Origin of the sequence: Halorubrum trapanicum, from assembly GCF_002355655.1 — an archaeon.
GTDB classification, from domain to species: Archaea; Halobacteriota; Halobacteria; order Halobacteriales; family Haloferacaceae; genus Halorubrum; species Halorubrum trapanicum_A.
This window is the reverse complement of record NZ_AP017569.1, coordinates 465,465-477,403: the sequence shown is the minus strand read 5'-3', so window position 1 is coordinate 477,403 and position 11,939 is coordinate 465,465. Positions and strand designations below refer to the sequence as shown.

15 protein-coding genes are annotated in these 11,939 nt (G+C 69.8%); 5 read left to right on the top strand and 10 right to left on the bottom strand.

Going from position 1 to position 11,939, the window contains the following annotated elements; genetic code table 11:
- Positions 1 to 511: 511 nt before the first annotated feature.
- Entirely contained in the window at positions 512 to 1,150 is a 639-nt protein-coding gene (locus CPZ01_RS02340) for an IS6 family transposase (RefSeq protein ID WP_096393248.1), read from the top strand.
- A 267-nt stretch (positions 1,151 to 1,417) separates the two neighbouring features.
- On the opposite strand, the gene CPZ01_RS02335 is transcribed toward CPZ01_RS02340, so the two are convergent.
- The 5 genes from CPZ01_RS02335 to CPZ01_RS02315 form a co-directional block, all read right to left on the bottom strand.
- Entirely contained in the window at positions 1,418 to 1,618 is a 201-nt protein-coding gene (locus tag CPZ01_RS02335) for a hypothetical protein (RefSeq protein ID WP_096393247.1), read from the bottom strand.
- A 59-nt stretch (positions 1,619 to 1,677) separates the two neighbouring features.
- Complete coding sequence (locus CPZ01_RS02330; protein WP_096393246.1) at positions 1,678 to 1,890, bottom strand: helix-turn-helix transcriptional regulator; 213 nt, start codon at positions 1,888 to 1,890, stop codon at positions 1,678 to 1,680.
- Positions 1,891 to 1,892: 2 nt separating this feature from the next.
- Entirely contained in the window at positions 1,893 to 2,318 is a 426-nt protein-coding gene (locus CPZ01_RS02325) for a hypothetical protein (protein WP_231899202.1), read from the bottom strand.
- Positions 2,319 to 2,500: 182 nt separating this feature from the next.
- Positions 2,501 to 2,698, bottom strand: a complete 198-nt coding sequence (locus tag CPZ01_RS02320) for a DUF5800 family protein (protein WP_096393244.1) — start codon at positions 2,696 to 2,698, stop codon at positions 2,501 to 2,503.
- A gap of 91 nt (positions 2,699 to 2,789) precedes the next feature.
- On the bottom strand, positions 2,790 to 2,969 hold the full coding sequence (locus CPZ01_RS02315) for a DUF5786 family protein (protein ID WP_008445673.1): 180 nt from the start codon (positions 2,967 to 2,969) through the stop codon (positions 2,790 to 2,792).
- Between the two features lie 225 nt (positions 2,970 to 3,194).
- Here CPZ01_RS02315 and CPZ01_RS02310 point away from each other — a divergent pair, with 225 nt between their 5' ends.
- The gene (locus tag CPZ01_RS02310) at positions 3,195 to 4,394 is read left to right on the top strand and encodes a polymer-forming cytoskeletal protein (protein ID WP_096393243.1); all 1,200 of its coding nucleotides are present in this window, start codon (positions 3,195 to 3,197) and stop codon (positions 4,392 to 4,394) included.
- A 107-nt stretch (positions 4,395 to 4,501) separates the two neighbouring features.
- On the opposite strand, the gene CPZ01_RS02305 is transcribed toward CPZ01_RS02310, so the two are convergent.
- Complete coding sequence (locus CPZ01_RS02305; RefSeq protein WP_096393242.1) at positions 4,502 to 5,269, bottom strand: ribonuclease H-like domain-containing protein; 768 nt, start codon at positions 5,267 to 5,269, stop codon at positions 4,502 to 4,504.
- A 97-nt stretch (positions 5,270 to 5,366) separates the two neighbouring features.
- Between CPZ01_RS02305 and CPZ01_RS02300 the strand changes: the two genes are divergently transcribed.
- The gene (locus tag CPZ01_RS02300; protein ID WP_231899201.1) at positions 5,367 to 6,125 is read left to right on the top strand and encodes a glycerophosphodiester phosphodiesterase; all 759 of its coding nucleotides are present in this window, start codon (positions 5,367 to 5,369) and stop codon (positions 6,123 to 6,125) included.
- A gap of 26 nt (positions 6,126 to 6,151) precedes the next feature.
- Positions 6,152 to 6,886 carry an SOS response-associated peptidase gene (locus CPZ01_RS02295; RefSeq protein ID WP_096393240.1) on the top strand — a complete coding sequence of 245 codons (735 nt, stop codon included), beginning with the start codon at positions 6,152 to 6,154 and terminating at the stop codon, positions 6,884 to 6,886.
- A gap of 33 nt (positions 6,887 to 6,919) precedes the next feature.
- Here CPZ01_RS02295 and CPZ01_RS02290 read toward each other — a convergent pair whose 3' ends face one another.
- The 4 genes from CPZ01_RS02290 to CPZ01_RS02275 all read right to left on the bottom strand — a co-directional run bounded on the left by CPZ01_RS02290 (position 6,920) and on the right by CPZ01_RS02275 (position 11,401).
- A complete protein-coding gene (locus tag CPZ01_RS02290) occupies positions 6,920 to 8,395 on the bottom strand; it encodes a small ribosomal subunit Rsm22 family protein (RefSeq protein ID WP_096393239.1) in 1,476 nt (491 codons plus the stop codon).
- A gap of 21 nt (positions 8,396 to 8,416) precedes the next feature.
- On the bottom strand, positions 8,417 to 9,190 hold the full coding sequence (locus CPZ01_RS02285; protein WP_096393238.1) for a prephenate dehydrogenase: 774 nt from the start codon (positions 9,188 to 9,190) through the stop codon (positions 8,417 to 8,419).
- Positions 9,191 to 9,284: 94 nt separating this feature from the next.
- Positions 9,285 to 10,613, bottom strand: coding sequence for an MFS transporter (locus CPZ01_RS02280; RefSeq protein WP_096393237.1), 1,329 nt, complete (start codon positions 10,611 to 10,613; stop codon positions 9,285 to 9,287).
- Positions 10,614 to 10,720: 107 nt separating this feature from the next.
- Positions 10,721 to 11,401: a DsbA family protein gene (locus tag CPZ01_RS02275; protein ID WP_096393236.1), complete on the bottom strand. Its 681-nt coding sequence runs from the start codon at positions 11,399 to 11,401 to the stop codon at positions 10,721 to 10,723.
- Between the two features lie 118 nt (positions 11,402 to 11,519).
- Here CPZ01_RS02275 and CPZ01_RS02270 point away from each other — a divergent pair, with 118 nt between their 5' ends.
- Positions 11,520 to 11,930, top strand: coding sequence for a DUF5779 family protein (locus CPZ01_RS02270; protein ID WP_096393235.1), 411 nt, complete (start codon positions 11,520 to 11,522; stop codon positions 11,928 to 11,930).
- Positions 11,931 to 11,939 lie beyond the last annotated feature (9 nt).

Below are 11,939 nucleotides of genomic sequence, written 5' to 3'. Positions count from 1 at the left end.
GTTGAAACCCTATTCTTCAAATATAAATTAGGATGAAACACCCGGTCGCTGAATGGTGCTTCTCGATCGGTAGCGGGAGTGGGTATCGCAGAACGCCGGCCGTGATATCGTATTTAAATAACCGAGAGCGATGCCGAGGATCGCTTATAAATTCGGCTGCGGTCGGCGCGCCTGCGAGCGGCCGCCACCGGCGGCCGCGAGCCAGCCCGCGAGGGAGTCAGTCGCCGGAGCGAAGCGGAGGCGACTGACGAGGTTGGGGAGGCGTGAGGTGCGGTGCCGTGCGGGGCGGGGCGGGACTCAAAGGGGCAGTCGCGAGGGCGAAGCACGCCGCAGCAAGCACCGCAGCGAGGGAGCGACAGCGACCGAGCGAGGAGCACAACAAGGCGCGCGAGCCGTCGCGACTGGGGCTTTGGAGCTCGTCATTCCGGCAGCGTAAATCACTTATAAACAGTCGACATCAGCACGAGATCGCGTTAAGTTAGAGGATGAGGCGGACGAGTTCTGAGTGTCTATGGCAGAATTCGACCGCCTCAGCGAACGTATCGCGTGGATCGACTTGTCGTTTGTGGAGCGAGATCGAACTCCACGCTGGGCGATTGAAATAGGGATCCGCTCTCACTTGGCCGGCATGTCACTACGTGAGGTAAGTAAACATCTTGAATTATTTGGGATCAAGCGGAGTCATGTTGCGATCCATAATTGGGTTCATAAAGCCGATTTACAGCCGATCTCGACCGTCTCAGAGGATCAACTCGCGGTTGATGAAAAGATGATCCGCCTCCACGGCCAGCAGTTCTGGCTGTACGGCGCGGTTGATCCACAGACGAACGAAATCCTCCACGTGAGCCTCTATCCTACCGCAAATAAACAGACGACGCGATGGTTTCTCATTGAGCTCCACCGGCGCTATCAGCTCGATAACGTCGAATTTCTCGTCGATGACGCAGACTACCTCGGATCAGTACTCGCTGAAGACGGCTATCGATTTCAAGTCATTCAACATGGAAATCGGAACGCTATCGAACGTGTCTTTTGGGAGATAGAACGACGAACATCATCGTTTGCGAATAGTTTTAGCAATGTCGCGTTAGAGACAGCTCAAAACTGGCTCGAAGCCTTCGCCGTCTACCACAATTCACGTCAAACTTAACGCGAGGCAGCACCCCGAACCGACTTATAAATGGACTCACTCACGACGTACTACACCTACTCCCGTTCTCGCTCATCTCTTCCTCTGTACTGACCACGCCCCGGTCAGAATGTATCACTTCCGAAGGATTTCAACAGAGCCGTTCAGCCCAAGGTTGGTCTGAATCGTGATCGGCCCCTAACGGAGTAGGGAATAGAGACGTACTCGACGGACAGGAACAGGCTCGTCGGCCGGTCGTCGGCGTCGAAAATTCGATTTGGCTTCCAACTACCGACGAGCCACGATCCGCGCGGCCATCACGCCGACGAGCGCGATCATCCCCGCCATCGCGAGGTAGATTCCCAGCCCGATCAGTTCGCCGTTCGCGCCGTTCACGCCCGCGAGGCCCAGGAACACGACGGCGATGACGGCGTGGAGCGCGAGCACGCCGGACGGGACGTTCGCTCCGAGGTCGAATCCGATGTCCATGCCGTTCGCTTCGGCGGGCGTCGGAAAAAGTCGTCCGGTCGGACCGCGCGACAGCGGCGCTACGAGCGCGGCTCGTCGGGCAGGTCGAACACGTCCTCGACGCGCGCGTCGAACTCGCGCGCGATGCGCCAGGCCAGCTCCAGCGAGGGGTTGTACTCGCCCTTCTCGACGTAGAGGACGGTCTGTCGAGTCACGTCGACGCGGTCGGCAAGCTCGGCCTGGGTCAGCCCCGCCTCCTCGCGGAGCTCGCGGATGCGAGTGTCGAACTCCACGATCACGCCTCCACGCCCCGCCGCCGCACCCAGGCGCGCGTGCCGTGGGCGACGGAGGAGACGCAGATCGCGGCAGCGGCCCAGACGACCACGACGCGGGCCTGCGCGTAGGCGGTCTGTGCGACGCCGTCGATCCCGCCCGTCGCTTGGAGCGCGGACCCGACGAGGAAGACGGCGAGCGAGGCCCCGAACAGCAGCACCGCAGCGCGGCTCGCGGCGGTCCGCGTGAGCGCTCGGGTACGCTCGTCGGTCGGCGTGTAGCCGACGCGGTCGGCGAGCGTACGGCTCACGGGGAAGAACGCGACGAACAGCACCGCGCCGCTGGCGATGAGCGGGGCCGACTCCCGGGCCAGTCCGAGGTTGAGCGTCAGCACCGTGACGAGCATGTGAACGGCCCGTCCGATGCGGTACTTCGTGCGAGGTCGCATGCGGTTGTCACCTCTGTGTGTTAATTCAATCTAACGTTATATATTTCTTACTCCGATCGGTGAGGCGGGGCACCGTCGCTCGCGAGGGGCAGGTCAGATCGCACAACGAGAGCGGATTCGACGGGGCGGTACCGAGTCGGGGTCGTCAGAGGAACGGCCGGCGAACGGGCGGCAGTCGCCCGTTACAGCACGTCCCCGATCCGGACCGGCTCGCCGTCCAGATCCGGGTCCTCGGCGACGATCGTCAGGACCTCGTGGTCGGTGACGTCGCGGTACGACTTCCCGGTCGCATCCTCGATCAGCGTCTTCTCTAGCTCGAACTCGGTCCCCTCGTAGACGACGTCGACCCCGCGGTCGGTGAACGTCAGGTCGGTACTCATGCGTCGGCGTAGGCGGCGTATCTGTAAAAGGAGCGCGACACTGGTCGGGGCCCGCTGAGGGCTATCGGGTGCGAGGGTCTCTCGACGGCGGCTACTCCTCGTCGTCGTCGCGCATCTCGGAGAGGCGGCCGACGAGGTCGTCGGTGTCGGCGTCGCCCTCGATGGAGACGTCGCCGTCGTGGTCGTTCTCGTGGACGTTCACCGCGTCGTCCTCGTCGGTGTCGACGTCCTGGTCCTTCTGTTCGCTCTCGTCGTACGATCCGAATCCCATAGGTGCCTCTTCGGCGGCGCACTGAAAAGCGCAGCGACCGTGATCCGCCGCGGTAGGGATTCACGTCCCATCTCGGGCGAGGCCGCGGCGGAAGTACAGCGGAGGCGCCGCGGAGGTGCGGGGGAGGTGCGGCGGAGGTCGGCGGAGACGCGACGCCGTGCGCCCGCGTCCGACGCCCGTCCGACGCCCCGTACCGTTTATACGGGCGGGGCGACTGCTCCCGGTGTGTCGCTGCGAGGAGACGGTCCGATAGAGGAGCTCGCGATCCCCTCGGGGACGACCGTCGAGGAGCACGACGTCGTCGTCGACGGCGACGTGCTCGTGGGCGGCCAGTCGACCGTCGAGCTCGGCGTCCGCGGCCGCAACGTCGCGATCGGCGAGCGCGTGCGCGTCGGCGACGACATCGAGGCCGAGGGCGACTGCCGGCTCGACACCTGGTGTTCCGTCGACGGCAACGTGCTGGTCGGCGAGGACGCGTACCTCGGCGAGCGGGTGACTGTCACCGGCCGCCTGATGGTGTCCGGCGACCTCGACATCGGCGACGACGTGACGATCGAGGAGGGGTTCGAGGCCAACGGCTGGATCGTCATCCGGAACCCGGTGCCGACGATCGTCTTCTACTTCATCGTCCTCTCGCAGCTGCTGCGCGTCGGCGAGACAGACGCCGCCGACGAGCTGGCCGAGGCGCTCGCCGACGGCGACGACGTCCGGGATCCCCTGCTGGTCCCGCGGAGCGCCGAGATCTCCGACGACGCCTGGCGCGTGTCGACGCCTGCCACGGTCGGCGACGACTGCCGCCTCCACGGCAACCTCCGCGCGGCGTCGATCCGCGTCGGCGAGCGCAACGAGGTGTTCGGCTCGCTGCGCGCCCGCGAGGACGTCACCGTCGGCGCCGACACGGTCATCCACGGCGACGTGACGACCCGCGGCGGGACCGTGACCGTCGAGAGCGGCGCGCGCGTCCTCGGCGACGTCTCCGCGGGCGACCTCGTGGTGTACGACGGCGCGGAGATCCAGGGCACCCTCCGGGCCCGCGGCGAGATGAAACTGATCCAAGAGACGGACGGAGAGGCCGACGGCGCGAATGAGACCGACGCTGACGACGCGGACGAAGCGGACACTCCCGACGCGGACGAAGCGAACACTCCCGACGCGAGCGAGACCGACGCTCCCGACCCGGACGAGGCGGACACCGACGACGTCGACGGCGGCGCCGATACCAACGGCGACGAATCCGAGACAAACGACGAGTCGGCCGAGAACGAACCGTCGGCGTCCGGCGACGTAGATGGACGGGAGGCTGCCGACGACGAGACCGCCGACGGCGACGAAACCGCCGAAATTGACGAAAAGGCCGACGACGAGACCGCCGAGGAGGCCGCGCCGGTGACCGCCGACGCGGCGACAGCCGAAGACGAGTCCTGAGCGCGGACGGGTCAGGCGTCGGGTTTCGCGGAATTCTCCTGCGCGCTGACGACCTCGGCTACCCGTCATGAGGCCGTACTCGGCGTCCGCCGGCTGTCAGGTCCCTCTCAGTCGCCGTCTCCGTCGGGAGCGACGAACACCTCGTCGTCGAGCCGTGCGCAGACCTCGTCGGCGAGCGCCCGGAGGTTCACGGTGTCCTCGCGGTTGTACGAGACGAGCGTCTCCAGCGCCGCCTCGTCGCCGCGCTCGTACTCGCGCCAGAGACGGACCGCGTCGCGCCCGGAGATGTCCGGGCGGTCGCGGTCGATGCCGAGCCGTTTCTCGATCGGTTTCAGCCCGCCCGAGAGCCCGATCCGCTTCGCGGGGTACATCAGGTCGAGGTGGGGGGTGTCGATCTCGACGTCGAAGGAGGTCTCTAAGAAGGGGACGTCGAAGCGCGCGCCGTTGAACGTCGCGAGCAGGCTCGCGTCGGCGAACTGCTCACGGAGGCGCCGCGCGGTGAGGTCCTCGTCGGCGACGAGCGTCGTCGTCTCGCCGCCCTGGTGGAAGCTGACGGTCGTCACCCGGTCGCGCCGCTCGTCGAGGCCGGTGGTCTCGATGTCGAAGAAGCAGGTCTCCTCGCGGAAGTTCTCGTAGAGCCGCCAGCGCTCCCCCGAGGGAAACTCCCGGTCGAAGTAGGCGGCATCGCCGTCGTCGAGTCGCGCGAGCGCCTCCGCGATGAACGACTCGATCCGATCGGCGGTCGTCGCCCCCACGCCCGCGACGTCGACCGCGGGGTCAAACTCCTCCCACCTCGTGACCCCTCGCTCCCAGAGGCGCCGTTCGGTCGTCTCGCCCACCCCCTCGACGGGGATGAAGCTGTTCTCGATGCGCATGTCCGTCCCGGAGCGACGCGCGGGCAAAAAGCCGACGGGAACGTCCGCGGGTCCCGGACGACGAAGAGCTAACACGGTCCGAGTCCGACAGGGACGCGTGACCGACCGCGCGAACAGACGAGGAGAAGACGCGAACGCCGAAGCCGACCGGACGGAGCCGTCCGACGTCACCCTGATCGGTCACCGCGGCTGCGCCGGGCAGTACCCGGAAAACACGGTCGCGGCCGTCGAGCGCGCGTCCCCGCGCGTCGACGCCGTCGAGGTCGACGTGCGCCGGTGCGCGAGCGGCGAACTCGTCGTCTTCCACGACGCGGAACTGGATCGGCTGACCGACGCCGCCGGGCGCGTCGCGGACGCCGACTGGGACGAGCTCCGCGAACTGACGGTCCTCGACTCCGGCGAGCCGATCCCGCGACTCGAAGAAGCGTTCGACGCCGCGCCCGACGGTCTACTCCTCAACGTCGAACTCAAGGAGTCGGGGATCGCGGTCGACGCGGTCGACGCCGCTCGACGGGCGGCAAACGACGTGCTGTTCTCGTCGTTTCATCCCGAGGCGCTGGCGTCGCTTCGGGACCGCGACCCGTCGACGGACCGCGCGCTGCTCGTCGCGGACGGACCGCCGGAGCGCGCGGTCGAAGCGGCGACGAACCTCGGGTGCGTCGCGGTCCATCCCCCGATCGACCTCGCGACCGGACCGGGGTTCGTCGACGCGGCGCAAGAGGCCGGGCTCGCGGTGAACGCGTGGACCGCGCGCGACCGCGGGGACGCGGAGCGGCTCCTCGCGGCCGGGGTCGACGGAGTGATCGCGGATCGGTGGGACCTGCTGCCGGGAGCGAGGGAAACGTCGCGAGATTAAGTGAGTCCCGCCCCAAGCTCGTCGACATGTGCGGCCGCTACACCCTCTTCACCCCGACCGCCGACCTCGAAGCGCGGTTCGGCGCCGACTTCGGCGACCACGAACCCAGTTACAACTGCGCGCCCGGCCAGTCGCTCCCGGTGATCGCCGAGGAGGACCCGTCCGAAGCGACGCGGATGGAGTGGGGACTGACGCCCTCGTGGGCCGACGAGTCGTTCGATCTCATCAACGCCCGCGCCGAGACGGTCCGGGAGAAGCGGAGCTTCGCGGACGCCTTCGAGCGGCGGCGCTGCCTCGTCCCCGCCGACGGCTTCTACGAGTGGGTCGACGGCGAGCGGGGGTCGGGCAAGACCCCCTACCGCGTCGCCTTCGAGGACGACCGCCCGTTCGCGATGGCCGGCATCTACGAGCGGTGGGAGCCGCCCGAACCGGAGACGACGCAGACCGGCCTCGGCGCGTTCGGCGGCGGGAGCGCGGGCGGTGAGAGAAGCGAGGGGGACGACGACGGCGTCGTCGAGACGTTCGCGATCGTGACCACCGAGCCGAACGACCTCGTCGCGGACCTCCACCACCGGATGGCGGTGATACTCGACCCCGACGCCGGCGAGGAGGAGACGTGGCTCGGGGGCGACGCGGACGAGGCGGCCGCCCTGCTCGATCCCTACCCGAGCGACGAGCTGGCCGCGCACCCGGTGTCGACGCGGGTGAACTCGCCGAGCGTCGACGCGCCGGAGCTGATCGAGCCCGTCGCGGGGGACTGAGCGACAGAGAAGGGTCGCAGCGTTCGCGACCGCTCAGGGCGCGACCAGGTCGACGACCGTCTCGTCGTCGACGACGACGTTGTACGCCCCCTCGTCCTCGTTCCAGAGGACGAGCCCGTTCTCCACGAAGACGACCGACCCGTAGCCGGCCTCTCGGAGGTCGCGGTTCAGCGCCGTCTCGCGGGTACAGACGAGGTAGTGGTCGGTCGCCTGCGAGCCGTCGCCGACGCGGTAGAGGGCGTTGTCCCCCTCGCTCAAGTCGTGGCTCAGCTTCACCGCGAGCAGGTTCACCCGGTCGGTGACGTGGCGCTCCGACTCGGCCATGCGCGCACACCGCTCCGCGCTCGCCTCGACGTCGACCCGGCGCTTGCCGTCGCGGCGGAGGATCGAGTAGGCGAACTGGACGTCGACGTTGACGAACTCGCCCGGCTCGTCGGTCTCGCCCCGCGCCGTCGCCTCGTCGAGCCGGCGCTGGAACGGCGGGACCGCGAGGTCGGGCGCGACGTCGAACGACCAGCCGCGGTCGCTCGGCACGGCGTCGGGCCACAGCCGCAGCGCCGGCGAGTAGATCTCGGCGTCGCGCCCCGGGTCGCCGCCGGACGCGACGAGCTCGCGCTCGACCCGACGGAGTCCGATCGCGGTGTTCCGGTCCGCGGGCGCGAACGCGACGAAGCTCCCGTCGGGCGCGAGCGCGTCGAGCGCGGCGTCCGCGACCGCGACCGGGTCGGCCAGCTCCGAGAGGACGTTGCCGAAGAGAACGAGGTCGAAGGGGTCGTCCGTCGCGGGATCCGCCCCCCCGGCGTCGCCGCCCTCGCCGCCCCCTTCGAGCCCGAGGAACGCCTCGGCGGTCGTCTCGTGGACCGTCGTCCGGAAGTTGCGGCCGGTCTCCTCTAACATTCGGTCGAGGACCTCGGTGGCCGCGCTCGGCTCGACGGCGTGGTAGTCGACGACGGCGTCGTCGGGGAGGTAGTCGTGGAGCCCGAGCGCGGGCCCCCCGACGCCCGCGCCCACGTCGAGGACGCGGAGCGTTCGGTCGAGCAGCCCGTTCTCGGTCAGGTCGTCGAGGACGTAGCCGACCGTCGCGTAGTACGCCGGCAGGTGGTATACCGCGTAGCCGAGCGCCGCGACGCGGTCGTACTCGACCTCGTTCTCGTAGAGGTAGTCGGTCTTCAGCCGGCGGACGCGCTCGCGGAGCGCGTCGCCGGACTCCCCGCGGTGCCAGTTCGCGCCGTACTCGCGGACCAGCAGGTCCTCGACCGCGAACGCGTACGCCTCCGGGAGCGCCTCGGGCGCCCAGCCCGGCGGGTCGATTGGGGTCTCCTCGACCGGAACGAAGGTCCCGTCCTCCCGCTCGCGAAGCCGGAGGTCGAACGCCTCCTCGCGGAGCGTCTCGCGGACGACCGCCGGGTGCGGGCTCCCCTCGATGTACTCGGCGATCTCCTCGGGGTCGATCGGTCTGACGTTGCGCAGGTAGTTCGCGTTGTTCCGGACCGCTGTTCTGTCGATCATTGGTGTCTCGTCTGCCTCGTCTCACTCCAGCCGGTCCCGCCCCTCGCGGTCGCCGCGGGCGCGCTCGTACAGGTCGGCGAACGCTTCGTCGTCCGCCTCGGCGATCGCCGCCGCGGCGTCGGCCACGTCCTCGGCGCCGTCGAACGCCCGCTGGATCTCGGCGTACACCCCGGGCGACCCCTCGGTGACGGTGTCGGCGACCTCCTCCAGCGCGGCCGACACGGGGGTGTGGAACTCCTCGCGGACCGGCTCCGCCGCGAGCCGCCACGCCAGCACCGCGGCGTGGGCCCCGGCCTGGACCGTCTCCATCGCCTCGTCGTGTTCGGCGGCGGTCGTCTCGAAGGCGTCGTTGCCGCCGGCCTCGATCGACGCGGTGAGCCCCTCGACGGCCGGCCCGCCCTCGTCGACGACGACCGCGACGTTCCCCGGGACCCGCGGCGGCGCGAACAGCGGGTGGTAGCTCGCGCGTTCGAGGCCGGGAGCGTGCTCGCGCATCGCCGCGACCGCGTCGGTCATCTCGCCGGAGACGTCGACGATCGCCTCCTCCGCGCGGGGCGCGTACGCCTCGACGGCCGCGGGCACCGCCGACATCGGCACCGCGAGGCAGACCGCGTCGTGGGTCGAATCGCCGTCCGCGTCGACCGTCCGCGCGTCGCGACTCGCCGCGGCGTCGGCTGCCACGGACGGGTCGCGGTCGGCGAACGCGACGCTCGCGTCGACCGGCGCGGCGTCGGCCGAGACGGTGTCGGCGACCCAGCGCCCGATCTCGCCCGCGCCGACGACGAGGAGGTCCATCGGTTACGGGATCCGAGGTGTTGCGCCGGTTAAAAGGCCTCGCCTCGGGGCGGCCGGCAGCTCGGGGAGAGACCTCGTGTCATCCGCCGGCCTCCTACCCTTCGGCCCCGAGCCGGCCGACGACGCCCGCGCCGGGCGATATCGACCGGACCGCCGGGAGTAGCGCGATAGCGATGGCGAGCTCCAGCCCGCCGACCGCGAGGAACGCGGGCGTGTAGCCGAACGCGTCGGTGGCGCCCCCGCCGATGAGGAAGCCGGTGAGGAAGCCGAGCGAGCCGAACACGTTGAACAGCCCCATCGCCGCGCCGCGGACCTCCGGCTCGACGAGGTCGGTGACGAGCGCCATCGTCGCGGGCGCCATCAGCGCGCCGCAGGCGCCGACGAGGACCATCAGCCCCGCGGCGATCGGGTACGCCGGCGCGACGCCGACGCCGATCGTGACGACGCCGTACGCGAGCGAGCCGGCTACCACGGGGAGGAAGCGCCCGATCCGGTCCGAGAGCGCTCCGAACGGCGACTGAAGCAGCGCGAACGGGACGAAAAAGAGGGCGAGCGTCGCGCCCGCGCCGGCCGACGAGAGCCCGAACGTCGCCGGGTCCTGAAAGTAGTAGACGCCGACCAAGGCGAAAAAGCCCGCAGTCAGCCGGTCGACGAAGCCGAACGCCAGGGGCACGAGAAGTCCGGGCGTCGTCCGCGCGCGGGCGAGCACGTCGCGGAAGCCGACCTCGTCGGTCTCGGTCGCTTCGGCGTCGACTCCCGATACCGTCGCCGACGTCACCGCCCGGTCGTCGACCGTCGCCGCGAGCAGGCCCGCCGCGGCCAGCACGACCGCGCCGGCGTACACCGGGTACAGCGCGCCCAGATCGGCGAGCGTCCCGCCGACGACCGAGCCCACCGCGGCCCCGAGCCCGATCGCGAGTCCCGCGGCTCCCATGTTGCGGCCGTTGCCGCCGCGGAGGTCCATGAGGAGGGTGATCGACAGCGAGAACGCGCCGATGGTGAGCGCGCCCCCGACCACCCTGACGAGGAGTGCGGCCTCGAAGCCAAGTCCGAGTCCCGGTAGCGACGCGAGCGCGACGTACGACGTCGCGCCCCCGAGCGCACCGACGACGATCAGCGGGACCCGACGCCCGAGCGCGTCCGAGAGCGCGCCCCAGACGACCGCGAACGTCACGAACGCACCGAACTCCGCCACGAGGAACCACATTCCGGCGTCGATGCCGGCGGGGGCGCCGAGCGCGACGACGAGGTCCGGCACGCCGGGGTAGAGGAGGACCTGCGAGATCAGCACCGCGAGGACGACCGCGCCGAGGCGACGGCGTTCGCCGGCGTCGGCCTCGGCCGCGGCGGACGGGTCGCCGTCGACCGAGGCGTCGACGCGGCCGGAGTCGTCGGCTTCGACGGAGGGATCGGCGTCGCTCATCTACTTATAAAACGGGGCGAACGGCCAAAAGATCGACGTTCCGGGAATATTCGCTCGGCGGTCGCGACTGTGCCCGTTCGGTTCCCACCGGGCTCGTCGCGCGCGTCTCAGAGCTCGGCGTCTATCGCAGCCGCGATCGACTGGGCGCCGTACCCCTCCTCGACGGGGCTTCCGTTCACGAAGATCGTCGGCGTCCCCTCGACGCCCATCGACGCGCCCTCCGACCTGTCGTCCGCGGTCGCCTCTCCGTACGCCGCGTACCGCGCGTCCGACAGCACCGCGCAGGGGTCGGCGCCCGCGGCCTCCGCAGCGGCGCCGATCGCCTCGCCGCTGTAGCTCCCCTGCGACTCGTAGGCGGCCGTGGCGAACTCGAAGAACGCCTCGTCGCCGTTGCGCGCGCCGACGCCGCGGGCCGCGCTCGCGACGGGGACCGCCCACGTCTCGTCGACCGGGATCGGCCAGTCCCAGTGTTCGTACCGAATCTCGCCCGGTTCGATGTACTCGTCGCGGATGATCGGGAAGTGGTTGAGCTTGTAGCTCGCGCAGTGCCCGCAGGTGAAGTCCTCGAACGCCTGAACGACCACGTCCGACTCGGGGTCGCCGAGGGTCGGCCGGTAGTCGAGGTTCGGGTCCGACGGCTCCGTCAGCTCGCAGTCGTACTCGCCCGTGTCGAGCTCGACGCCGCTGAGGTCGAGGTCGGTGCCGCCGCCACCGCCGAGACACCCCGCCGCGCCGACGACGCCGACCGTCGCACCCGCCGCGAGCAGGGACCGCCGCGTGCGTTCCATGCCCTGCGATCGGGCGGGGACGCACTTAATCACACCGTGAACCGGCGAGCGCGACGGCGGCCCCGCCGACGGGGTTCCGGTCCCGAACGCTTTTGCCGCCGCCTGTCGACCCCAAGGTATGAGCGACTGGGACCTCGACCTGCGGGACGCCGAGGAGAAGATGGACGAGGCGTTCGCGGCCGCCGGCGACGTCGTCCTCGGCGTGCTGGACGGCACGACGGACCCGGAAGAGTGGGTCCGCAGCGTCGACTACGGGAACACGCTGGTGCTGTCGATCGAGGGCGACCTCAACGAGCTCGCCGCCCCCTTCGCGCGGGACGTGAAGGAGATGGACGGCGAGCTGATGCACTTCCGCGGCTTCCTCGTCGTGACTCCGCCGGGCGTGAGCATCGAGGCCGACCGGCTGAGCGACTCCGGCGGCGGTGACGGCCGCGGCGACCGGGGCGCCGACCGGGACGACGGTGCCAGCGACGCAGACGAGGAGGACACCGGCGCGGACCGGAGCGACACGGATGCCGGCCAGAACTGAGCGGCTTGC